Source organism: Geobacillus sp. FSL K6-0789 (assembly GCF_038593135.1).
Lineage (GTDB): Bacteria > Bacillota > Bacilli > Bacillales > Anoxybacillaceae > Geobacillus > Geobacillus stearothermophilus.
Genome location: NZ_CP151966.1, coordinates 2,202,038 through 2,225,764, shown reverse-complemented (window position 1 = coordinate 2,225,764; position 23,727 = coordinate 2,202,038). Strand labels below are relative to the sequence as shown.

Genomic DNA, 23,727 nt, shown 5'->3' with positions numbered 1-23,727 from the left:
AGATGCTGTTGGATGCTGACATCAAGGCGCAACTAGCTCAGTATTTGCAATTGCTTGAAAATGATATTGTCTTGACGGTAAGCGCGGGAGACGACAACGTTTCCCGCGATATGCTTGCTTTAATCGATGAATTAACGGCGATGTCGCCGAAAATCAAAGTGGAAAAAGCGAAGCTGGAACGAACGCCAAGCTTCAGCGTCAACCGGGTCGGCGAAAACACCGGCATCACCTTCGCCGGCGTGCCGCTCGGCCATGAATTTACGTCCCTCATTTTGGCGCTGCTTCAAGTGAGCGGGCGGCCGCCGAAAGTCAGCCAAGACGTCGTGGACCGCATTCAACAAATCAGAGGCAAACATCATTTTGAAACGTACGTCAGCCTGACCTGCCACAACTGCCCGGACGTCGTGCAAGCGCTCAACATTATGAGCGTGTTGAACCCAGATATTTCGCATACGATGATCGACGGGGCGGCGTTTAAAGAAGAAGCGGAGCAAAAAGGGATTATGGCCGTACCGACGGTGTTTTTAAACGGCAAACTGTTCGCGAGCGGCCGCATGTCGCTTGAAGATATCCTCGCCAAATTAGGGAGTGCTCCGGACGCTTCTTCCTTCGCCAACAAAGAGCCGTTTGATGTGCTGGTGATCGGCGGCGGCCCTGCAGGTGCGACAGCAGCCATTTACGCAGCGCGCAAAGGCATTCGCACTGGCATTGTCGCGGAGCGCTTCGGCGGACAAATTTTAGATACGCTCGGCATTGAAAACTTTATCAGCGTCAAATATACGGAAGGACCGAAGCTTGCGGCCAGCATTGAAGAACATGTAAAGCAATACAACGTCGACATCATGAGCTCGCAGCGGGCAAAACGGCTCGAGAAAAAAGACTTGATTGAAGTCGAGCTGGAAAACGGCGCTGTGTTGAAAAGCAAAACCGTTGTCATCGCAACGGGCGCCCGTTGGCGCAACCTTGGCGTGCCGGGCGAGGAAGAGTTCAAAAACAAAGGGGTCGCCTATTGCCCGCACTGCGACGGCCCGCTGTTCGAAGGGAAGCACGTGGCGGTCATCGGCGGCGGGAACTCTGGAGTCGAAGCGGCGATTGACCTCGCTGGCATCGCCAGCCATGTGACGCTGCTGGAGTTCGCCCCTGAACTCAAGGCGGATGCTGTGCTGCAAAACCGGTTGTACAGCCTGCCGAACGTAACGGTGATAAAAAACGCGCAAACGACGGAAATCACCGGCACGGACAAAGTCAACGGCTTGACGTACATTGACCGGGAAACAGGAGAAGAACATCATATCGAATTGCAAGGCGTGTTCGTGCAAATCGGCCTTGTTCCGAACACCGAATGGTTGGGAGAAACGGTGGAACGGAATCGCTTCGGTGAAATTATCGTCGATAAACGCGGCGCGACGAACATTGAAGGCGTCTTTGCCGCGGGCGACTGCACGGACAGCGCCTATAAGCAAATCATTATCTCGATGGGCTCGGGTGCAACCGCGGCGTTAAGCGCGTTTGATTACTTGATTCGCCATTAAAGAGAGCCGAAGGTGGACCGCCTCTTCGATCCCATGGAGGGGCGGTTCAATGAATCGGCTCTCTTTTTTTACAACAAGGAGAAAAATGCGATGAGACATCAAGGTTTTTCTCTTTGCGAACAACCATGGATCACAGCTGCTAGGACAACTTGACAAACGGGCGAGATTGTCCGTAATATAAAATTACATCTTTCTCATACGGAACAACCGATGATGGAGAAAAGTAGTTAAGGTCCACATGGCCAGAGAGGAAGCGCCCAAGGCTGCGAGCGCTTCTCCATGATGGCTTAACGAAAGACACTCCGTAGGTTTCCCTTTGAACGCGCTTTGCGCCAGTAAAGGGGAACGTGTGCCATGCGTTAATGGCGACAAGCGGAAGCCGGATCGGCTTCAATTAGGGTGGCACCGCGGGAATGACGCTCTCGTCCCTATGATCATGGGGACAAGGGCGTTTTATTTTGGGCAAAGGAGGATGAGCATGGCTTTTCAAATTCCAAGAGGGACACAAGATGTGCTGCCGGGTGACTCGGAAAAATGGCAATATGTCGAGCACATTGCCCGCAGCCTCTGCAGCCGGTATGGGTATCAGGAAATCCGGACGCCGATTTTTGAACATACGGAGCTTTTTTTGCGCGGCGTGGGGGATACAACGGACATTGTGCAAAAAGAAATGTACACGTTCGAAGACAAAGGGGGGCGCGCGCTGACGCTCCGCCCGGAAGGAACGGCGCCGGTTGTCAGAGCGTTTGTCGAGCATAAGCTGTACGGCAGTCCGAACCAGCCGCTGAAATTGTATTACAGCGGGCCGATGTTTCGCTACGAGCGTCCGGAAGCGGGACGGTTCCGCCAGTTCGTCCAGTTCGGCGTCGAGGCGCTCGGCAGCAGCGATCCGGCGATTGACGCCGAGGTGATGGCGCTAGCGATGCATATTTACGAAGCGCTTGGCTTAAAACGGATCCGGCTTGTCATGAACAGCTTGGGCGACCTTGACAGCCGCCGGGCGCACCGAGAGGCGCTTGTTCGCCATTTTTCAAACCGCATCCACGAGCTGTGCCCGGACTGCCAGACGAGGCTTCATACGAATCCGCTCCGCATTCTCGACTGCAAAAAAGACCGCGATCATGAGCTGATGGCGACGGCGCCGTCGATTTTAGACTATTTAAATGACGAATCGCGTGCCTATTTTGAGAAAGTGAAACAATACTTGACAGCGCTCGGCATCCCGTTTGTCATCGATGCGCGGCTCGTGCGCGGGCTTGACTATTACAACCACACGACGTTTGAAATTATGAGCGAAGCGGAAGGATTTGGCGCGGCGGCGACGCTGTGCGGCGGTGGGCGTTACAACGGGCTTGTCCAAGAAATCGGCGGTCCGGAGACGCCGGGCATCGGCTTTGCCTTGAGCATCGAGCGGCTGTTGGCCGCCCTTGACGCCGAAGGAGTGGAATTGCCGGTGGAGAGTGGGCTTGACTGCTATGTCGTCGCTGTCGGTGAGCGGGCGAAAGACGAGGCGGTCCGCCTCGTTTATGCATTGCGCCGCTCCGGATTGAGGGTCGATCAAGATTATTTGGGCCGAAAATTGAAGGCGCAGCTGAAGGCCGCCGACCGGCTTGGGGCATCGTTTGTCGCCATTATCGGCGATGAAGAACTCGAGAGACAGGAAGTGGCGGTAAAGCATATGGCGAGCGGCGAGCAAACGAATGTACCGCTCGGCGAGTTGGCGCACTTTTTGCATGAACGGATCGGGAAGGAGGAGTGAGCGAATGGAACGCACATATCATTGCGGAGAAGTGCCGGAAACGGCCGTCGGCGAGCGCGTCGTGCTCAAAGGCTGGGTGCAAAAGCGCCGCGACTTAGGCGGCCTCATTTTCATTGACTTGCGCGACCGAACGGGCATCGTCCAAGTTGTCGCCAGCCCCGATGTCTCGGCCGAGGCGCTGGCGGCAGCGGAACGCGTGCGGAGCGAATACGTTTTAAGCGTCGAAGGAACGGTCGTCGCCCGCGCGCCCGAGACGGTCAATCCGAACATCGCGACCGGCCGCATTGAAATTCAAGCGGAACGAATCGAGATCATCAACGAGGCAAAAACGCCGCCGTTTTCGATTTCCGATGACACGGATGCGGCGGAAGACGTGCGCTTAAAATATCGGTATTTGGATTTGCGCCGCCCAGTCATGTTTCAAACACTGGCGCTTCGCCACAAAATCACAAAGACGGTGCGCGACTTTTTGGATAGCGAACGCTTTTTGGAAATTGAAACGCCGATGTTGACGAAAAGCACGCCGGAAGGGGCGCGTGACTATTTGGTGCCAAGCCGCGTTCATCCGGGCGAATTTTACGCCTTGCCGCAGTCGCCGCAAATTTTTAAGCAGCTGCTCATGGTCGGCGGCGTGGAACGGTACTACCAAATCGCCCGTTGCTTCCGTGACGAGGATTTGCGCGCTGACCGCCAGCCGGAATTTACGCAAATCGACATCGAAATGTCGTTTATCGAACAAAAGGATATTATGGATTTAACCGAACGGATGATGGCTGCCGTCGTGAAAGCAGCAAAAGGGATCGACATCCCGCGCCCGTTTCCGCGCATCACGTATGACGAGGCGATGAGCCGCTACGGCTCGGACAAGCCGGATATACGCTTTGGTCTTGAGCTCGTCGACGTATCGGAAATCGTCCGTAATTCAGCATTTCAAGTGTTCGCCCGCACGGTCAAGGAAGGCGGGCAAGTAAAGGCGATCAACGCGAAAGGCGCAGCAAGCCGCTATTCGCGCAAAGACATCGACGCGTTAGGCGAATTTGCGGCCCGCTACGGGGCGAAAGGGCTCGCCTGGCTGAAAGCGGAAGGAGATGAGCTGAAAGGGCCGATCGCCAAGTTTTTCACCGATGAGGAACAGGCGGCGCTGCGTCGAGCGCTTGCTGTCGAAGACGGAGATTTGCTTTTGTTTGTCGCCGACGAAAAAGCGATCGTCGCAGCGGCGCTTGGGGCGCTCCGGCTGAAGCTTGGCAAAGAGCTCGGCTTGATCGACGAAGCGAAGCTCGCGTTTTTGTGGGTGACGGATTGGCCGCTTTTGGAGTATGACGAAGAAGAAGGGCGCTATTACGCCGCCCACCATCCGTTTACGATGCCGGTGCGCGACGACATTCCGCTGTTGGAGACAAACCCGGGCGCCGTTCGCGCACAGGCGTACGATTTAGTGTTAAACGGGTACGAGCTCGGCGGCGGTTCGCTCCGCATTTTCGAGCGCGACGTGCAAGAAAAAATGTTCCGCGCCTTAGGGTTCAGCGAAGAAGAAGCGCGCCGCCAATTCGGATTCTTGCTTGAGGCGTTTGAATACGGCACTCCGCCGCACGGCGGCATTGCGCTTGGCCTTGACCGGCTGGTGATGTTGCTCGCTGGGCGCACGAACTTGCGCGATACGATCGCCTTCCCGAAAACGGCGAGTGCGAGCTGCTTATTGACGGAAGCGCCGGGGCCGGTCAGCGACAAGCAGCTCGAGGAGCTGCATTTGGCCGTTGTGCTTCCTCGTGAGGAATAATGGCGCCGTTGGAAGGAGAAACATTGACGGCAGAGGTTCACAAACGCGAAAAAATATGATACAATCAAAGCAACACACCGTCCTAATGTGTTCGTCGAGTCACCCATCGTTTTGACCGAACAGTAGATGATCCGGGAGCCCGGGGTTTCCAAGCGGCGTGCACGCCCCTTCGTCACAGGGGAAGCGCAAACCTTGGAACAGGGCACCCACCTATGGGAGAGCGGGTTCAAAACGAAGGTATCGACGGCACGATTGGGACTGGCGACATTAAGGAATCAACAGCATTTCCCCTATGCGGATGGCCGCATAGGGGTTTTGTTTTGCCAGCAAAATGCCGTTGCCTCTTTTGCTGTCTTGATGGTAGGATAAAAAGCGGCATAAACATCAATTTTGAAGCAAACGGAGAGGAGAACGATGCTGCACCAATTTTCCCGCAATGAACTCGCGATTGGCCCTGAAGGGTTGGAACGCTTAAAAAACGCCACCGTCGCCGTCCTTGGCGTCGGCGGTGTCGGGTCGTTCGCCGTCGAGGCGCTCGCCCGCTCCGGCGTCGGCCGGTTGGTGCTTGTTGATCGCGATAACGTCGATATCACCAACATCAACCGGCAAATCCATGCGTTGCTCTCGACCATCGGGCGTCCGAAAGTGGAGCTCATGAAAGAGCGCATCGCCGACATCAACCCGGCGTGCGAGGTGATCGCTTTGCAAATGTTTTATACAGAAGAGACGTATGAGCAATTTTTCGCCTATGATCTGGATTTTGTCATCGATGCGTCCGACACGATTGTGTACAAAGTGCATTTGATGAAACAATGCCTCAAGCGCGGCATTCCGATCATTTCCAGCATGGGTGCGGCGAACAAAATGGATCCGACCCGCTTTCGTATTGTCGACATTTCAAAAACGCACACCGATCCGATTGCGAAAGTCATCCGCGCCAAGCTGCGCAAAGAAGGGATTCGCCGCGGCATTCCGGTCGTCTTTTCCGATGAGAAGCCGGTGAAAATCCGCGAAGACGTTCGCCAAGTCGTCGGCAACGATGCTTCGCCGATCCGCAAAGCGAAAATGCCGCCATCATCGAACGCGTTTGTTCCGTCGGTTGCCGGGCTTATTATGGCGTCTTACGTCATCAATGAATTGTTAAAAGACATCCCCATCGCCCGCGTCGGCGAATGAGGAAACGATGGGCAGACAAGGAGCGATGCATGATTGCCTCTTGTTTTGTTATGAATGGGCCATCGGTTCGACTTGTCCGCCCGTTTCGGAGAGAAGAAGCTGGGCGAGGGAAAAGCGGTCGCCTTCTTCGGAGGCAAGCTGACGGGCGCGGGCCATAATTTTGACGAGCGCCTCGTAATCTTCGTGCACCGTCGTCTGGCGCGCTTCCAAGCGTTCGGCCTTTTTGGCCAACTGTTCATTGCGAGCCTGCCACTCCGCCCGTTCCCGTTTCAGTCGCTCGTTTTCCCGGCGGGCGGCTTCCAGCTGCTCAACGTCGTTCCGCAGCCTTTGCAAAAAGGAAATGCACTCGTCAAGCGTCAACGGGGCAGCCGGGAGAAACGGGGACGATCCCTCGGCAAGTTTCGGATCGTCAGGGGCGCCGAACGATACGGCGGCCGCCTCCTTTTGCCATTTTTTCATCATTTCCAATGCCCGTTTCCGTTCTTTTCGCTGTTTTTTTGCCTGTTCAATGGCTTCAAGGTGTCGTTTCCGCACCTCGGCGTTCCAGCGGAACCCGCATGCCGCCGCTGTGCGGTGCAGTTGTCTCCCAACGACTTCAAAAGCGGCAAGTTGCGTTTTTCCTTCGCGTATATATTGCAGCACCGTTTCAGCCAACAGTACATCTTCTTCATGTGACCAAGCATCCTGTCTTGTTTTCATGTTGTCCACCCCATCAAATGGTAATGTTGATATGGTCATAGTTTTTCCGTTTGATTTCCACTTTAAACTTCGCCCTTTTCATTTTTTCCCATTTTCATGTATCATAGAAATAGTTTTGTATGACCGGTCAGTCCAAAACAATTAGAATTATTGGTCAAAATCGTAGGATGAGAGGTGGCATGATGACGTTTTTGACCAGGTTCAGTTTGAAAAATGCGGCAGCTGTGTTTGTATGTTCGTTTTTGCTCATGTTTCTAGGACTGGCTGGGGGCGGTGGCCGATGCGACCAAACCGGTCGATGTGGGGACGCTGAAACTCGGCGGCAAGGATGAGCAAGTCGAACTTTCGTATGATGAAACGTTGGGATCGATGAGTTGAAAGAGCTTCCGATCGTGACGAGAAACGGAGTGATTCCACTTTCAGCTGTCGCCGAAGTGAAAGAGGCGGACGTGTATACGTCCATTCAAAAGCTGGACGGAAAAGTGTTTGCCCGCGTATCCGCCCAGATTGTCGGCGACAACATTCAGAAAGTAACGAATGATATTTCGAAACATGTAAATGATTTGAAGATCCCATCCGATGTCACAAGAAGGAGTAAGGAAGGAGAAAACATTGGGACGGAAAGAGGACATCATTGAAACGGCGATGAAATTATTCGCCGAAAAAGGCTATCACGCTACCTCTATGCAGGAAATAGCCGAGCGGAGCGGAGTAGCCAAAGGTTCGATTTACAATTATTTCAAATCGAAGGAAGAGTTGGCTGTATCGATTTTCCGCTACCATTATGAAGTTTTGTTTCGCCAGCTTAAACAAATCGAGGCTGATCCCGCCTTAACCGCGCGCGAGCGGTTAAGGCGTCAGTTGACTGTACAAATCCAGCTGTTTGACGAACATAAAGAGCTGGCGCAAATGCAGTTGGGCGAACAAGCTGTGAAGGTGAGCCATGAGGTGCAGCATCTGGTGTTTCGCATCCGCGCCCATACGCTCCACTGGTATCGCCGGGCGATTGAAGACATATACGGCGAACAAGTGCGTCCAGTTTCGTTTGATTGCGCGACGATGCTCAACGGAATGCTGAAAGAATATCTGATTTACTTGGCGGTAGACCGAAAACCGCTGCTTCCTGAGAAGCTTGCCCCCTTCTTGCTCGATCGGCTTGATGCCATCGTTGCCAGCCTGCTTGACGGCAAGACGGGATTGCTCGATGAAACGGTGATGGCGGATTACATTGCTGCGGCGACCCAAGAGCGGAGTCAATGGAAAGAACGGGCCATCAGCTGTTTAGAGCGCATGGCGGCGCTGCGTCCGGTTGAAGACGATATTCTTCGCTCGCTGCGCTTATTGAAGGAAGAACTCGAGAAAGGGGAGACAGCTAGGCGGTTTATGGTGGAGGCGCTTCTGCTCTATTTGGCGAAATACTCGCTTCCGCTGTACAATGAGTTGAAGGAGGCCATTGAACGCTATTTTTATTAAAACCACCGATTTTCCCACGGGGAGACGCCCCATTCGCCGAAAATGAATAGGCGGCATCGGAGGATGTCTGTGAACATAGCGTCATCAATCTCAAGGAGGGGGTCGGCATGCCCAAAACGACGGAGCCGCTTGCTTGGCGGATGCGGCCGCGGACGATCGATGAGATCGTTGGGCAACAGCACATCATTGGCCCTAGTACGCCGCTTTATAAAATGGTCAAAAAAGGTCATGTTCCATCGCTTTTGCTTTACGGAGAGCCGGGGACAGGGAAGACGTCGCTCGCTTACGCCATTGCCCGCACCGCCAGGCGCGAATGGGTCGCTATCAATGCGACGGCCGCCGGCAAAAAGGAAATCGAAGAGGCAGTCGAAGCGGCGCGCTGGTCAGGGAACGTCGTGTTGTTTATCGACGAAATCCATCGGCTGAATAAAGCGCAGCAAGACGTTTTGTTGCCGCATCTCGAATCCGGGCTCGTGACCTTGATTGGCGCCACAACGGAAAACCCGTTTCACGAGGTCAATCCCGCCATTCGCAGCCGCTGCGGGCAAATCCAACAACTGAAACCGCTCAAGCCGGATGACCTCATGATCATTCTGAAGCGGGCGCTCGCTGATCCGGAACGAGGGGTCGGCGAGCCGCCGGTTGTCATTGACGAGTCGTTGTTATGGCGCATCGCCGAGGCAGCCGGTGGGGATGCGCGCGTCGCGCTTTCGCTTCTGGAGGCGGCGGTTGCGGCTGCCGATGAGCGCCACGGCCGCTTGTATATTGATGAGGATATCGTGGCTTCATGCACCGCAAACCGCGGTTTTACCCATGACAAATATGGCGATCATTATTATTCGTTGTTGTCCGCGTTTCAAAAAAGCGTGCGCGGCAGCGATGCCGATGCCGCGCTTCATTATTTGGCCCGTCTGCTTGAAGGCGGAGACTTGGCGTCCGTTTGCCGGAGATTGCTTGTGATGGCTTATGAGGACATCGGACTTGCCAATCCGATGATGGGAGTGAAAGTACAGGCAGCGGTCGAAGCGGCGGAACGCCTCGGACTGCCGGAAGCGCGCATTCCGCTCGCGGTTGTGACGATTGAACTCTGTTTAAGCCCGAAATCCAACAGTGCTTACAAGGCGCTGGACGCTGCCATTGCCGATGTCCGTTCCGGCAAGCTTGGCGATATTCCGGATCATTTAAAAGACGCTCATTACAAAGGGGCGGCTGCACTCGGGCGTGGACAAGGCTACTTGTATCCGCACGATTATCCGAACGGCTGGGTGGCGCAAGCGTATTTGCCCTCCGTTCTGGAAGGCGTCCGCTATTATGAACCGAAAGAGCATGGCGAGGAAAAACATTACGCCAAGGTGTACCGGCGGCTTGAGCAGTTGAAACAAGAGGTCAAGGTTCAGCCGTGAAGGGAAAGGGATTTTTATGATATAATAACATAGGCGTTTCATGCTCGCTTTGACCGAGCTGACCGGATGGAACGTGGCGTACATTCGCATCGGGATCGAAGCGTTCGTGCTGTTGGCCGGCTGGTTGCTCGGCGGCCCGGTGTCGTTTGGCACGTTCCTTTTTTGTGTGACGATCGGTTCGATGCCGGCTTGGCGCTGCCGCAATGCCAAAAGGTCGCAAGCCGCCTGCTTGGACCGGCCGCCGGCACTCGGCTGCAAGGGTTAAGCGGTTAGGAGGGATATGAATGAAGATTTCGACGAAAGGCCGATATGGCTTGACGATTATGATTGAATTGGCCAAAAAATATGGCGATCGTCCGATCTCGCTTCGTTCGATCGCCAAGGCGAACAATTTATCTGAACATTATTTAGAGCAGCTCGTCACGCCGTTGCGCAACGCCGGGCTCGTCAAAAGCATTCGTGGAGCGTATGGCGGCTATGTGCTCGCTGAGCATCCGGCGAAAATCACCGCCGGCGACATTTTGCGCGTGTTGGAGGGGCCGCTGACCCCGGTCGAGGAGCTCGAGGAGGAAGAGCCGGCGAAGCGCGAGCTATGGATTCGCATCCGCGATGCGGTCGAGGAAGTGCTCGACAGCACAACGCTCGAAGATTTGGCGAAGTATAGCGACGGGGATGAAGGGGCATATATGTTTTATATTTAAGCAACAGAAAGGAAAGGAGAATGACCGTTGGAACGGATTTATTTGGACCATGCGGCAACTTCCCCTGTCCATCCAGACGTAGCTGCCGGTATGGTTCAGTGGATGACGGAACAGTTCGGCAACCCGTCAAGCATCCATCATTTTGGACGGCAGAGCCGCCGCGCGGTCGATGAAGCGAGGGCTGTTGTCGCCCGCTCGATTGGGGCGAAAGAGACGGAGATTGTGTTTACAAGCGGCGGCACGGAAGCGGATAACTTTGCGGTCATCGGAACGGCCATAGCGAACCGTGGCCGCGGCAATCATATCATTACAACCGCCATCGAGCATCATGCGGTGCTGCGCGCTTGTGAATATTTAGAGACGCAAGGGTTTAAGGTCACGTATTTGCCCGTTGACGAACAAGGGACCGTATCGGTCGAGGATGTCAAGGCCGCGCTGTGCGATGAGACCGTTTTGGTGTCGGTCATGTTTGCCAACAACGAAGTCGGCACGATCCAGCCGATTCGAGAAATCGGGGCGCTGCTTCGCGATCATCCGGCTTATTTCCATACGGACGCCGTCCAGGCGTACGGGCTTCTTCCGATCGATGTGAATGAATACGGGATCGATTTGCTGTCGATTTCTGCTCATAAAATCAACGGCCCGAAAGGAAGCGGAGCTTTGTATGTCCGGGAAACGGTCCGCATCACTCCGCTCTTTTTCGGCGGCGAACAGGAGCGGAAGCGGCGCGCCGGCACGGAAAACGTCCCCGGCATCATCGGCTTGGCGCAGGCGGCGGAAATCGCTGAGCGAACAAGGGAAGAGAAACGTCGGCAATATGCGGCGTGGCGCGAGGCGATGCTTGCGATTTTCCGCTCCTCAGGGATCGATTATGCGGTCAACGGCCGCCCGGATGGCCTGCCGCATATTTTGAATGTCGCCTTCCCGGGAACGAATGTCGAATCGCTGCTCGTGAACTTGGATTTAGCCGGCATTGCCGCCTCGAGCGGGTCAGCATGCACCGCCGGATCAATCGACCCGTCGCACGTGCTTGTCGCGATGTGCGGAAAAGAGTCGGAGCGCATCCGTTCGTCTGTGCGCTTCAGCTTCGGGCTCGGCAATACGATGGAACAAATTGAGCGGGCGGCCGAGGAAACAGTGAAGATCATAAAGCGGCTCACAAACCGCTAAAGGAGGATGTAAGGGATTTTGTCGAAAAATATTTTTTGGACACCCCTGAGGGGCCGAAAAGCCTTGATAAATCAACATTTCTAGAGGGAGGGAAACAGCATGAACAAAGCGCCGCACGAAACGCGCGTCGTCGTCGGCATGTCCGGCGGGGTCGACTCGTCGGTCGCTGCGCTGCTATTGAAAGAACAAGGATATGATGTGATCGGCATTTTTATGAAAAACTGGGATGACACCGATGAAAACGGCGTTTGCACGGCGACTGAGGACTACGAAGACGTCGTGCGCGTTTGCAATCAAATCGGCATCCCGTATTATGCGGTCAATTTTGAAAAACAGTATTGGGACAAAGTGTTTACGTACTTTTTGAATGAATACAAAGCCGGGCGCACGCCGAACCCGGACGTGATGTGCAATAAGGAAATTAAGTTCAAGGCGTTTTTAGAGCACGCCATGTCGATCGGCGCCGATTACATCGCAACTGGCCATTACGCCCGCGTCGAGTTTCGCGATGGCGAATATAAAATGCTGCGTGGAGCCGACCCGAACAAAGACCAAACGTACTTTTTAAACCAGCTCGGCCAAGCTCAGCTGTCGAAAGTGATGTTTCCGATCGGCCATTTGCAGAAAGCGGACGTGCGCCGGATCGCCAAAGAGGCTGGACTCGCCACCGCTGGAAAAAAAGACAGCACGGGCATTTGCTTTATCGGCGAACGCGATTTCAAAGAATTTTTGAGCCATTATTTGCCGGCTCAGCCGGGAGTGATGAAAACGCTCGATGGCGAAGTGAAAGGGCGGCATGACGGCGTCATGTATTACACGATCGGCCAGCGCCACGGCCTTGGCATCGGCGGCGGCGGCGAGCCGTGGTTTGTCGTCGGCAAGGATGTGCGCGAAAACGTGTTGTATGTCGCCCAAGGGTTTGAAAACGATTATTTGTACTCCACATCATTAAAAGCGATCGATGTCAACTGGGTGTCTGACCGCAAACCGGAAGCGCCGTTCCGCTGTACGGCGAAATTCCGCTATCGCCAGCCGGATGTCGGCGTCGAAGTTCGACCGCTTCCAGACGGCAAAGCCGAAGTCGTGTTCGATGAGCCGGCGCGGGCGGTGACGCCGGGGCAGGCGGTTGTGTTCTACAACGGCGAGGAGTGTCTTGGCGGCGGCATCATCGATGAAGTGTTCCGCAACGGCGAAAAGCTTTGGTATGTTGGTTGACGGATGTGCCGGTGCGCACGATCTTCAACCAGGCTATTAGGCTGGAGGCCATTGCTTGAAAATCACGTTGAATCAGGGAGGGGATGGGCGGTGGCCAATTTCAACGAACAAGGCTTGAGGTATATGCGCGAGGGGAAGTATGAGGAAGCCATCCGCTGTTTTTCCGCTGCGGTCGAACAGCATCCGGACGATCCAGCCGGGTACATTAACATTGGCACGGTTCTCGTTGCTGCCGGTGAAGAAGAGAAGGCGCTTGACTGTTTCCGGCAGGCGTTGAAAATTGACAAGAAGGCGGCGGCCGCGTATTACGGCATGGGTACAGTGCATTATAAGCGTGAGCAGTTCGCGAAAGCGAAAGATATGTTTGAGCGCGCGCTAGGGCTTGGTCTTGACGATGCCGATACGCATTTTATGCTCGGCATGTCCTTATGGCGGCTCGAGATGCCGCGGCTGGCGCTGCCGTATTTGCAGCGCGCGACTGATCTGAACGAGACGGATGCCGAAGCGCTGTTTCAGCTTGGCCTTTGCCTCGCCACACTCGATTACGTCGATGAGGCGAAGCGTTATTTCGAAAAAACGTTGGAACTCGATCCGCGCCACGCTGATGCGTACTACAATTTAGGCGTCATTTATGCGTACAAAGATGAGCTCGATGCCGCCCGCAATATGTTTGCCGCTGCCTTGGAAGCCAAGCCCGATCACGTGCTTGCCGGATACGGAAAGAAACTGATGGAAAAGCGGCTTGCGCCGTAAAAAGGCAGGGGGATGGCTGTTGCAAGAGCAACAAATCCTCGCCCTTGACGGACGCACGTTCATTAAAGGAGTGTGCTTGGCGGTCATTTTTCATAATGAGGAAACATTGTACACGGTCGTCCGCGTGCGCGTTGAGGAAACGAACGAAGCGCCCGTTGAGGAGGAAGTCGTCGTCACCGGCTATTTTCCGCGTTTAAACGAAGGGGACGTCTACATCTTTTACGGACAATTCCGCCAACATCCGCGTTTTGGCCGCCAATATGCGGCTAGTCAGTTCCGCAAACAGCTTCCGAACACGAAAGAAGGAGTCATTCATTATTTATCGAGCGGTTTGTTTAAAGGAATCGGCAAAAAAACGGCTGCGGCGATTGTCGAGACGCTCGGCGAAAACGCGATCGCCGCGATTTTGCGCGACCCCAGGGCGCTAGAGCGTGTGCCGAAGCTGACGAAAAAAAAGGCGAAGCAGCTGTACGATGCGCTTCGCGCCCACGAAGGGCTTGAGCAAACGATGATCGCCCTCGCCCAGCTCGGTTTTGGCCCGCAGCTGGCCATGAAAATTTACCAAGCGTATGGCGAAGAAGCGGTTGACATCATCCACGAGAACCCGTACCAGCTCGTTGAGGATATCGAAGGGATCGGCTTTGGCCGCGCTGATGAAATCGGGCGCCAGCTCGGCATTTCCGGTAGCCATCCGGCCCGGCTGCGCGCCGCCTCGTTGTTTGTTCTTGAACAGGCGTGCTTGCAGGAAGGGCACGTTTATTTGCGCGAAAAAGAGCTGATGGAGCGCATCGGGGAGCTGCTTGACGGAAGGCTGAGCGGTGCGGTGGATGGACGAGCGATCAGCCAAACGCTTCTGATGTTAAGCGAAGAAGGGAAGCTGATCGCCGAGCAAGGGCGTTATTATCTCCCTTCCCTTTACTTCGCCGAGAAAGGGATCGTCTCCAACATTAAGCGGCTGCTCGGGCAGACGCCGCCGTCGGCGTTTGCCGAGTCGGAGTTTTTGCTGGCGCTTGGGGCGCTTGAGGAACAGCTTGGCATGCAATATGCCCCCCAGCAAAGGGAAGCGATCCAACAAGCGCTTTCTTCGCCGCTGTTTATTTTGACCGGCGGTCCGGGAACGGGGAAAACGACGGTCATCAAAGGCATCGTCGAGCTGTTTGCCGCCCTAAACGGCCTGTCTCTTGACCCGGCTGACTACAAACAAGGCGAGCCGTTTCCGGTGCTGCTGGCCGCACCGACCGGCCGAGCGGCGAAGCGGATGAGCGAGGCGACCGGGCTGCCGGCGGCGACGATCCACCGCTTGCTTGGCTGGAATGGGGCGGAAGGGTTCAGCCGCGACGAGAACGAACCGATTTCCGGCAAGCTGCTTGTCATCGATGAGATGTCGATGGTCGACACGTGGCTCGCCAACCAGCTGTTAAAAGCCGTGCCAAACGGCATGCAAGTCATTTTTGTCGGCGATGAGGATCAATTGCCATCCGTCGGGCCAGGGCAAGTGCTGAAAGACTTGCTCTCTTCAGGCGTCATTCCGTTCGCTCGGTTGACCGAGGTGTATCGCCAGGCGGAAGGATCATCGATCATCGAGCTCGCTCATGAGATGAAGCGCGGCGTCGTGCCGGACGATTTGACCGCTCCGAAGGCAGACCGTTCATTCATCCGCTGCCGTGCGGGCCAGGTCGTCGATGTCGTGCGGCAAATCGCGGACAACGCGCGCAAAAAAGGGTTTTCCGTCAAAGATATTCAAGTGCTCGCCCCGATGTACCGTGGTCCAGCGGGCATTGACCAATTGAACAAAGCGCTTCAAGAGCTGTTCAACCCGCCGGCTGAGGGGAAGCGGGAGCTGTCGGTCGGTGAGATCGTCTACCGCGTCGGCGATAAGGTGCTGCAGCTCGTCAATCAACCGGAAGACAATGTGTTTAACGGCGACATCGGCGAAATCGTTGCCATTTTTTACGCCAAAGAAAATATCGAAAAGCAAGACTTGCTCGTCGTCTCGTTTGATGGCATTGAAGTGACGTACACACGGCAAGATTTAGGACAAATCACCCATGCGTACTGCTGTTCGGTTCATAAGGCGCAAGGAAGCGAGTTTCCAATCGTCATTTTGCCCGTCGTCAAAAGCTATTACCGGATGTTGAAACGGAATTTGTTGTATACTGCGGTGACAAGAAGCAAGCAGTTTCTCGTTTTATGCGGGGAAGAGGAAGCGTTTCGATTCGGCGTCGCAAAACAAAGCGACGGAGCGCGCCAGACGGCGCTCGCTGAGAAGCTGGCGGGGGCGGCGGCGCCGTTTGTCGAGGTCGAACTGCCGTTTGAAGAGGCGAACATGGGGATGGAAAACGTTACGCCGTATGACTTTATGGGCGATGAGCCAAGCTAAAGGTGGCTGGAAAGGTGGGAGAACGATGCGGACGTTTTCCGACGTCAAAGGGCTTCCCATTTATGAGCAAACGACAGGGAAAGCGGTCGGGACGATCGCGGACATTTGGTTTACCAGCCACGGCACGGTCAAAGGGTTGGTAGCGGAACGGGACGGTTTGTTTGGCCGCCGCCGCTACTTGCCGCTTTCCGCCGTGCAGTCGTTCGAAAACGACCGAGTCATCATCTGTGATGCCGATAGCTTCCAGTTGTTTCCTTCTTCTGACAGCGGCCACTCTCTTTACGGCGAACGCGGCCTCGCCGGCAGCATGGTTGTCGCCGCGGACGGAACAACGATCGGACTGTTGGATGACGTATATTTTGACGGGCAATTGGGCAAAATTGACGGATACGAGATCAGCGAGGGATTTTTTTCCGATTTGACCGAAGGAAAGAAACGGATGAAGGCAGTTCCGTTCACCGCCAGGGAAGGCGTGATCACCGTGGAAACTATGATGTAAGGAGAGTGGCTGTCGATGCTCATTTGCCCCAATTGCAAGCGAAAAAATCTGGGGAAAATTGGTGTCAACCAGTATTATTGCTGGGATTGCTTCATTGAGCTGTCCGTCTCGAAAGGGATGATCCACGCCCATCAAGTGGAAGAAGACGGAACGTTGAGTTCTCTTGACGACTTGTTTGACGACCACGAACGCACGATCCAATTTTAGGGGGGACACGCATGAACCGGATGATGACGTCGCTGTTAGCAGTCGGATTAGGCGTCGCCGCTTATCAGCTCGCCCAACGAAACGATTGGATGAACGGTCGCACGATGCGGAGGATGCGCCGCCGCTTGATGCAAGCGATCCGCTGACGGCGCTCGCCCTCGCCTTTGCGCGGGGGCGTCGCCTTGTGGCTGTCAAATAGTGCTAAAAGCGGTGAAGGCATATTTCCCGCCGCATCTCCTACACTAAACGGTAGGAGGTGTGGCGATGGGCGAGCAACAATGGCTGTCGTTCTTTCGCATCGGAAAATGGCTGCTCATGACGGCAATCATCTATTTGATCGTTCGGATGAAAGACGTTTGGCGGCCGGTCATTGATTTTATCGCAACGGTGTTGACGCCGTTTTTGCTGGCGTCGTTTATTACGTATTTGCTCTACCCGCTTGTGGAATCCATCCATCGCAAGGGAATGCCGCGCGCCCTTGCCATTTTGTTGATTTATTTGTTGTTTTTCGGTTTGGTCGGTTACGGCTTGTACCGCGGCGTGCCGCTATTCATCGCCCAGTTGCGTGAACTGGATGAACAGCTGCCGTCTTTGATGAATACATACCGCCAATGGGTGCGCCACATCCACGACGAGACGTCGAATTGGCCGCTTGAGGTGCACACACGCATCGAGGCGATGTTTGGCGAGATCGAGCAGGCAGCGGCGGCCGCCGTCGCGATGGCGATCAACGCCGCCAAATCGTTCATCGGTTCGGCGGCGACGCTGTTGATCATTCCGTTTATCGTCTTCTATATGTTAAAAGACATCGATGTGTTGAAAAAAGCGATTTGGTACATGACACCGAAGCGGTGGCGTGGGCCGGGGATGACGTTTTTGAAGGATGTCGATGAATCGCTCGGCGGCTACATTCGCGGCCAGCTGTTCGTCTGTGCAGCGATCGGTCTTGCGGCGTCGCTCGGCCTTTGGCTCGCCGGCATGGACTATCCGCTTTTGCTTGGATTTATCATCGGGCTGACGAACATCATTCCGTACTTCGGCCCGTTGCTCGGCGCGATTCCGGCTGTGATTTTGGCGGCGACCATCTCGCTCAAAATGGTGATCATCGTGCTGATCATCATTTTTGCCTTGCAGTTTCTTGAAGGGAACGTTTTATCACCGTTCATTGTCGGCAAAAGCGTGCATATGCATCCGCTTGTCATTATGTTCGCGCTGTTTGCCGGCGGCGAGCTGGCCGGCGTGCTCGGCCTCATCCTCGCCGTCCCGACTGCAGCGGTGCTGAAAGTGGCCGTATCGCACTGGAAAGAACATTACGCCCCGCATTGACAAACGCTTGCTGCTTGTCTATAATCTTTCAATGAACAAAGCGAATACATAACGCGATGACGGATCGAGTATGTTGCAGTCCATCTTAACGCGCAACCGGCGCACAGAGAGGAATTTCCGCGGCTGAAAGAAATTCCAGATGAAGGGCAACAGAAGGCTAATCCGGAGCGCAGGCAAAACCTGACGCAAGGCTGCGTTACGGCCGAAGAGGTGATGGGCATTTTCTGCCCATAAACAGGGTGGTACCGCGAGCGCAACTCTCGTCCCTGCCAAGGGATGGGAGTTTTTTTATAGAAAAAACAAAGGGGAGGATCATCATGAAGAAACTGACATCTGCCGAAGTGCGGCGCATGTTTTTAGAGTTTTTCCAGGAAAAAGGCCATATGGTGGAGCCGAGCGCATCGCTCATTCCGGTTGACGACCCGTCGCTGCTGTGGATCAACAGCGGCGTCGCGACGTTGAAAAAGTATTTTGACGGCCGCATCATTCCCGAAAATCCGCGCATTTGCAATGCGCAAAAATCGATTCGCACGAACGATATCGAAAATGTCGGGAAAACGGCGCGCCACCATACGTTTTTTGAAATGCTCGGCAACTTTTCGATCGGCGATTATTTCAAGCGTGAAGCGATCCATTGGGCATGGGAGTTTTTAACGAGCGACAAATGGCTCGGTTTTGATCCGGAACGGTTGTCCGTCACGATCCATCCGGAAGACGAGGAAGCGTACAACATTTGGCGCAACGAAATCGGCTTGCCAAAAGAGCGGATCATTCGCCTTGAAGGCAACTTCTGGGACATCGGCGAAGGCCCGAGCGGCCCGAATACGGAAATTTTTTATGACCGCGGTGAAGCGTTCGGCAACGACCCGAACGACCCGGAGCTGTACCCAGGCGGGGAAAACGAGCGCTACTTGGAAGTATGGAACCTTGTCTTTTCGCAGTTCAACCATAACCCGGACGGCACGTACACGCCGCTGCCGAAGAAAAACATCGACACCGGCATGGGCTTGGAGCGGATGTGCTCGATTTTGCAAGATGTGCCGACAAACTTTGAAACCGACTTGTTTATGCCGATCATCCGCGCCACCGAGCAAATTTCCGGCGAACGGTATGGCGAAGATCCGGAGAAAGACGTCGCGTTTAAAGTGATCGCCGACCATATTCGCGCGGTGACGTTTGCGATCGGCGATGGGGCGCTGCCGTCCAACGAGGGCCGCGGCTATGTGCTGCGCCGCCTGCTCCGCCGCGCCGTGCGCTACGCGAAACACATCGGCATTGAGCGTCCGTTTATGTACGAGCTCGTCCCGGTTGTCGGCGAAATTATGCATGACTATTATCCGGAAGTGAAAGAAAAAGCCGATTTTATCGCCCGCGTCATCCGCAGTGAGGAGGAGCGGTTCCATGAGACGCTTCACGAAGGGCTCGCCATTTTAAGCAACGTGATCGAGAAGGCCAAATCCGAAGGAAGCGACGTCATCCCCGGCGAGGACGTGTTCCGTCTGTACGATACGTACGGCTTCCCGATCGAGCTGACGGAGGAATACGCGGCAGAAGCGGGAATGAAAGTCGACCATGACGGGTTTGAACGAGAAATGGAATGGCAGCGCGAACGGGCACGCGCCGCCCGCCAAGACGTGGATTCGATGCAGGTGCAAGGCGGCGTCCTTGGCGACATTAAAGACGAAAGCCGCTTCGTCGGTTACGATGAGCTCGTCGCTTCTTCCACCGTTCTCGCCATCGTCAAAGACGGACAGCTTGTCGAGGAAGTCCGCGCCGGTGAAGAGGCGCAAATCATCGTCGATGTGACGCCATTTTACGCCGAAAGCGGCGGACAAATCGCTGACCAAGGCGTGTTTGAAAGCGAAACAGGAACAGCGGTCGTCAAAGATGTGCAAAAAGCGCCGAACGGCCAACATCTTCATGCGATCATCGTCGAGAGTGGTACGGTGAAAAAAGGTGCGGTGTATACGGCGCGCGTTGATGAAGCGAAACGGGCCCGCATTATCAAAAACCATACGGCAACCCATTTGCTCCATCAAGCGCTAAAAGACGTGCTCGGCCGCCATGTCAACCAAGCGGGGTCGCTTGTCACCCCGGACCGGCTTCGTTTTGACTTCACCCATTTTGGGCAAGTGAAGCCAGAGGAGCTCGAGCGCATCGAAGCCATCGTCAACGAACAAATTTGGAAAAGCCTCCCGGTTGACATTTTTTATAAACCGCTCGAGGAAGCGAAAGCGATGGGCGCGATGGCGCTGTTTGGCGAAAAATACGGCGACATCGTCCGCGTCGTCAAAGTCGGCGACTACAGCCTCGAGCTGTGCGGAGGCTGCCATGTGCCCAACACATCAGCCATCGGGTTGTTTAAAATCGTCTCCGAGTCCGGCATCGGCGCCGGCACGCGTCGGATTGAAGCGGTGACCGGAGAAGCGGCATACCGCTTTATGAGTGAACAGCTGGCTATTTTGCAAGAGGCGGCGCAAAAACTGAAAACAAGCCCGAAAGAATTGAATGCGCGTCTTGACGGACTGTTTGCCGAGCTGAAAGAGCTCGAACGCGAAAATGAATCGCTTGCTGCCCGCCTCGCCCATATGGAAGCTGAGCACCTCACCCGTCAAGTGAAAGATGTAAACGGCGTGCCGGTGTTGGCGGCAAAAGTGCAGGCCAATGACATGAATCAACTGCGGGCCATGGCTGATGATTTGAAACAAAAGCTCGGCACGGCGGTCATCGTGTTGGCGTCCGCCCAGGGCGGAAAAGTGCAACTGATTGCCGCAGTAACGGACGATTTGGTGAAAAAAGGATTCCATGCCGGCAAGCTGGTGAAAGAAGTAGCGTCGCGTTGCGGTGGGGGCGGCGGCGGGCGCCCGGATTTGGCGCAAGCTGGCGGCAAGGACCCAAGCAAGGTCGGCGAAGCGCTCGGTTATGTCGAAACATGGGTGAAATCCGTTTCCTAATTGGCGCGGATCGTGTACAATGGATGTAAAAGGACGGGGTGCCTGAATAAGGAGCGAGGTGGAAACGGTGAGCTCGTTTGACCAAACGATGCAGTTTCATTTTTCCGAAGAGCCGGCGGAAACGAATGTCCGCGAAGTGTTGTTGACGGTGTATGACGCCTTGCAAGAAAAAGGCTACAACCCGATCAACCAAATTGTCGGCTACCTGCTGTCCGGCGACCCGGCTTACATCCCGCGCCATAAAGATGCGCGCGCGCTCATCCGCAAAATTGAACGCGACGAATTAATCGAGGAATTGGTGAAATTCTATTTACAGGGGCAACGAAAGGATTGACCGATGCGGATATTGGGGCTTGATCTCGGAACGAAAACGCTCGGCGTCGCGGTGAGCGATGAGCTTGGCTGGACGGCGCAAGGACTCGAGACGATCGCCATTGATACGGAGCGCGGCGATTATGGTTTAGAGCGGCTGCGCGCCCTTATCGATGAGTACGGCGTCGATGCGATCGTCGTCGGATGGCCGAAAAACATGAACGGCACGCTCGGACCGCGCGCTGAGGCAAGTGAGCGGTTCGCCGCCAAACTGCGCGAGGAGTTTTCTTTGCCCGTTGTGCTTTGGGATGAACGGCTGTCGACGATGGCCGCCGAACGGATGTTGATCGCTGCCGACGTCAGCCGGAAAAAGCGGCGGAAAGTGATCGACAAAATGGCGGCGGCCGTCATTTTGCAGTCATATTTGGACAGTAAACGATAAATTGGAGGAGAAAACATGGAACACGGAGACCGTCATATTACCGTTGTCGACGAACAAGGCAACGAGCAGCTGTGCGAAATTTTGTTTACGTTTGAATCGGACGATTTTGGCAAATCGTACGTGTTTTACTATCCGGTCGGCGCCGAAGCCGAAGATGAGGACGGCGAGACAGAGGTGCACGTCTCAGCCTTTGTCCCAGGCAATGAAAACGAAGAGGGCGAGCTGCTCCCGATCGAAACGGAAGAAGAATGGGATATGATTGAAGAAGTGTGGAATACGTTTTGCGCCGAGCAAGAAGGAGAAGACGAGGCGTAACGGACAAAACGGCTGCCTGCGGGCGGCCGTTTTTTAGCGTCCAAAGGCGAAAAATGCCGAAAGTTGTAGTATAATATGGCCGATGAAAGGAGCATTCCCGTTAGGAGCTTTTCCGGGGACTTGATCAAAAAAAGCCCTCTTGGTATGATGCAGGGGTGTCAAACAATACCTACCATCATGCCAAGGAGGACTTCAGATGAATTGTACACAAAACTATAAAATTGATCAAGTTACGGAACAAACGCTTGTCGTGGGCATCGATATCGCGAAACGAACCCACTACGCCTGCTTCGTGGATGACCGGGGGCGCGTGCTTCGCAAGTCGTTCCCGATCTTCCAGTCGAAAGAGGGGTTTCAGCAGCTGTATAAAGCGATTCAGGAGGCGATGCAAGCGTTTGGGAAGTCAGAGGTGATCGTCGCGGTGGAGCCGACCGGGCACTACTGGTTGAACCTGGCCTACTTCCTCGAGGAGCACGGGATCCCGTTGGTCATGGTCAACCCGGCGCATGTGTGCCGGTCGAAAGAACTTGATGACAACCTGCCGACGAAACACGACGCCAAAGACGCCCTGGTCATTGCCAGACTGGCAAAAGACGGACGATTCCTCGTTCCCCGGCTGCTGCACGAGATCGAAGCCGATTTGCGCGTGGGAAGCACGCTCAAAGAGAAGCTCCGCAAGGAACAGACGGCGGTGAAAAACGCGATCGTCCGCTGGACGGATCGGTATTTTCCAGAGTTTTGGACCGTGTTTCGTGACTTGGGGAAAACGGCGCTTTCGGTGTTGGAGTGGACGCCGCTTCCGGCTGATATGGCCGGTCGGACCGCCGAGGAGCTCATCGAGGTGTACCGGCAAAGCAAAGGGATGAAATGCCCGCAGAAGGCCAAAATTCAGGCGTTGATCAACACCGCGAAGGACTCGATTGGGGTGACGGAAGGGACAGCGATGGCCCGGTTTGAGATCGCCGCGCTCGTCCGCCGATACCGCCAATTGGAGGCGGAGATCGCTGCACTGGACGCCGAGTTGAAGGCATTGGTTCAAACGACGATGGAGTACCAATGGTTGAAAACGGTCGACGGGTTGGGAGACGCCACGATCATCGATCTGCTGGCGGAGATCGGCAGCTTCGCCCATTATCGGGACCCGCGCCAATTGGTGAAGTTGGCGGGCCTGACGCTCAAGGAGAACTCCTCCGGCCAGCGCAAAGGGCAAAAGCACATCTCCAAACGGGGACGGAAACGGTTGCGCTCGGTGCTGTTTCGGGCGATGATTCCGCTGATTCGGCATAACGAGGCGTTTCGCGAGCTGCATGAGTATTATACGACCCGATCCGTCAATCCGCTGACCGGAAAGCAGTCCATCGTCGCCTTGTGCCGGAAGCTGTTGAATGTGCTGTTTGCGATTTGTACGAAGAAACAAGCGTTTGACGCGGAGCGAATGAAACAGGACGTCTTGTCCCAGGTGCAACGGGCGGCCTAAGGCCTCCCCCTGCGAACGGAAGAATCGTTGGACAACGAGATGACACCGGAGAAGCTGGCGTGATTTCATCCATTCGACCTTGAGTCCCTAAAGGAGCTTGGCCGGCCTCCGCCTGATGACGAGACCGAACGAGGGAATGTTGGCGCGAAGACGCCCG

22 protein-coding genes, 1 other RNA gene, 1 pseudogene and 1 other annotated feature are annotated in these 23,727 nt (G+C 55.0%); of the genes and pseudogenes, 23 read left to right on the top strand and 1 reads right to left on the bottom strand.

What is annotated here, in order from left to right:
* Positions 1 to 2: 2 nt before the first annotated feature.
* The 5 genes from ahpF to NSQ51_RS11800 all read left to right on the top strand — a co-directional run bounded on the left by ahpF (position 3) and on the right by NSQ51_RS11800 (position 6,244).
* A complete protein-coding gene (gene ahpF / locus NSQ51_RS11820) occupies positions 3 to 1,532 on the top strand; it encodes an alkyl hydroperoxide reductase subunit F (protein ID WP_033014785.1) in 1,530 nt (509 codons plus the stop codon).
* 201 nt (positions 1,533 to 1,733) lie between these two features.
* Positions 1,734 to 1,965 (top strand) — a binding site (T-box leader).
* Between the two features lie 45 nt (positions 1,966 to 2,010).
* Positions 2,011 to 3,291 (top strand): histidine--tRNA ligase, encoded by a 1,281-nt coding sequence (gene hisS / locus NSQ51_RS11815; RefSeq protein WP_033014784.1) that lies wholly within the window; start codon positions 2,011 to 2,013, stop codon positions 3,289 to 3,291.
* Between the two features lie 4 nt (positions 3,292 to 3,295).
* A complete protein-coding gene (aspS, locus tag NSQ51_RS11810) occupies positions 3,296 to 5,068 on the top strand; it encodes an aspartate--tRNA ligase (RefSeq protein ID WP_049625202.1) in 1,773 nt (590 codons plus the stop codon).
* Between the two features lie 76 nt (positions 5,069 to 5,144).
* Positions 5,145 to 5,331: non-coding RNA, 6S RNA (gene ssrS / locus NSQ51_RS11805), on the top strand.
* A 151-nt stretch (positions 5,332 to 5,482) separates the two neighbouring features.
* Positions 5,483 to 6,244 carry a tRNA threonylcarbamoyladenosine dehydratase gene (locus NSQ51_RS11800; RefSeq protein WP_049625201.1) on the top strand — a complete coding sequence of 254 codons (762 nt, stop codon included), beginning with the start codon at positions 5,483 to 5,485 and terminating at the stop codon, positions 6,242 to 6,244.
* Between the two features lie 48 nt (positions 6,245 to 6,292).
* On the opposite strand, the gene NSQ51_RS11795 is transcribed toward NSQ51_RS11800, so the two are convergent.
* A complete protein-coding gene (locus NSQ51_RS11795; RefSeq protein ID WP_049625200.1) occupies positions 6,293 to 6,943 on the bottom strand; it encodes an RsfA family transcriptional regulator in 651 nt (216 codons plus the stop codon).
* A 264-nt stretch (positions 6,944 to 7,207) separates the two neighbouring features.
* Here NSQ51_RS11795 and NSQ51_RS11790 point away from each other — a divergent pair.
* From NSQ51_RS11790 to NSQ51_RS11705, 18 genes and pseudogenes are all read left to right on the top strand, one after another.
* Positions 7,208 to 7,539 (top strand): annotated as a pseudogene (locus tag NSQ51_RS11790) (AcrB/AcrD/AcrF family protein); the annotation flags it as partial.
* Positions 7,540 to 7,555: 16 nt separating this feature from the next.
* Entirely contained in the window at positions 7,556 to 8,416 is an 861-nt protein-coding gene (locus NSQ51_RS11785) for a TetR/AcrR family transcriptional regulator (RefSeq protein ID WP_049625199.1), read from the top strand.
* Between the two features lie 107 nt (positions 8,417 to 8,523).
* Positions 8,524 to 9,819: a replication-associated recombination protein A gene (locus tag NSQ51_RS11780; RefSeq protein ID WP_121674099.1), complete on the top strand. Its 1,296-nt coding sequence runs from the start codon at positions 8,524 to 8,526 to the stop codon at positions 9,817 to 9,819.
* A 40-nt stretch (positions 9,820 to 9,859) separates the two neighbouring features.
* A complete protein-coding gene (locus NSQ51_RS11775; RefSeq protein ID WP_033014772.1) occupies positions 9,860 to 10,084 on the top strand; it encodes a hypothetical protein in 225 nt (74 codons plus the stop codon).
* A 19-nt stretch (positions 10,085 to 10,103) separates the two neighbouring features.
* Positions 10,104 to 10,520: an Rrf2 family transcriptional regulator gene (locus tag NSQ51_RS11770; protein ID WP_011232042.1), complete on the top strand. Its 417-nt coding sequence runs from the start codon at positions 10,104 to 10,106 to the stop codon at positions 10,518 to 10,520.
* Positions 10,521 to 10,547: 27 nt separating this feature from the next.
* A complete protein-coding gene (locus tag NSQ51_RS11765; protein WP_033014768.1) occupies positions 10,548 to 11,690 on the top strand; it encodes a cysteine desulfurase family protein in 1,143 nt (380 codons plus the stop codon).
* 99 nt (positions 11,691 to 11,789) lie between these two features.
* Positions 11,790 to 12,905: a tRNA 2-thiouridine(34) synthase MnmA gene (gene mnmA, locus NSQ51_RS11760; RefSeq protein ID WP_033014767.1), complete on the top strand. Its 1,116-nt coding sequence runs from the start codon at positions 11,790 to 11,792 to the stop codon at positions 12,903 to 12,905.
* A 90-nt stretch (positions 12,906 to 12,995) separates the two neighbouring features.
* Positions 12,996 to 13,658: a tetratricopeptide repeat protein gene (locus NSQ51_RS11755; protein WP_080986193.1), complete on the top strand. Its 663-nt coding sequence runs from the start codon at positions 12,996 to 12,998 to the stop codon at positions 13,656 to 13,658.
* Between the two features lie 19 nt (positions 13,659 to 13,677).
* Positions 13,678 to 16,038 carry an ATP-dependent RecD-like DNA helicase gene (locus NSQ51_RS11750; RefSeq protein WP_049626647.1) on the top strand — a complete coding sequence of 787 codons (2,361 nt, stop codon included), beginning with the start codon at positions 13,678 to 13,680 and terminating at the stop codon, positions 16,036 to 16,038.
* 25 nt (positions 16,039 to 16,063) lie between these two features.
* A complete protein-coding gene (locus NSQ51_RS11745) occupies positions 16,064 to 16,537 on the top strand; it encodes a PRC-barrel domain-containing protein (RefSeq protein ID WP_049625196.1) in 474 nt (157 codons plus the stop codon).
* 15 nt (positions 16,538 to 16,552) lie between these two features.
* Complete coding sequence (locus NSQ51_RS11740) at positions 16,553 to 16,744, top strand: hypothetical protein (RefSeq protein WP_008881018.1); 192 nt, start codon at positions 16,553 to 16,555, stop codon at positions 16,742 to 16,744.
* A gap of 11 nt (positions 16,745 to 16,755) precedes the next feature.
* Positions 16,756 to 16,890 (top strand): YrzQ family protein, encoded by a 135-nt coding sequence (locus NSQ51_RS11735; RefSeq protein WP_013144658.1) that lies wholly within the window; start codon positions 16,756 to 16,758, stop codon positions 16,888 to 16,890.
* Positions 16,891 to 17,008: 118 nt separating this feature from the next.
* A complete protein-coding gene (locus tag NSQ51_RS11730; protein ID WP_033014760.1) occupies positions 17,009 to 18,070 on the top strand; it encodes an AI-2E family transporter in 1,062 nt (353 codons plus the stop codon).
* Positions 18,071 to 18,387: 317 nt separating this feature from the next.
* Positions 18,388 to 21,024 carry an alanine--tRNA ligase gene (gene alaS / locus NSQ51_RS11725; RefSeq protein WP_049625195.1) on the top strand — a complete coding sequence of 879 codons (2,637 nt, stop codon included), beginning with the start codon at positions 18,388 to 18,390 and terminating at the stop codon, positions 21,022 to 21,024.
* A 67-nt stretch (positions 21,025 to 21,091) separates the two neighbouring features.
* Positions 21,092 to 21,358 (top strand): IreB family regulatory phosphoprotein, encoded by a 267-nt coding sequence (locus NSQ51_RS11720; protein WP_015375467.1) that lies wholly within the window; start codon positions 21,092 to 21,094, stop codon positions 21,356 to 21,358.
* 3 nt (positions 21,359 to 21,361) lie between these two features.
* Positions 21,362 to 21,778, top strand: a complete 417-nt coding sequence (ruvX, locus tag NSQ51_RS11715) for a Holliday junction resolvase RuvX (protein ID WP_033014757.1) — start codon at positions 21,362 to 21,364, stop codon at positions 21,776 to 21,778.
* Positions 21,779 to 21,793: 15 nt separating this feature from the next.
* Positions 21,794 to 22,093, top strand: coding sequence for a DUF1292 domain-containing protein (locus tag NSQ51_RS11710; RefSeq protein WP_033014756.1), 300 nt, complete (start codon positions 21,794 to 21,796; stop codon positions 22,091 to 22,093).
* 196 nt (positions 22,094 to 22,289) lie between these two features.
* Positions 22,290 to 23,570 carry an IS110 family transposase gene (locus tag NSQ51_RS11705; RefSeq protein ID WP_033013870.1) on the top strand — a complete coding sequence of 427 codons (1,281 nt, stop codon included), beginning with the start codon at positions 22,290 to 22,292 and terminating at the stop codon, positions 23,568 to 23,570.
* The last annotated feature ends 157 nt before the right edge of the window (positions 23,571 to 23,727 follow it).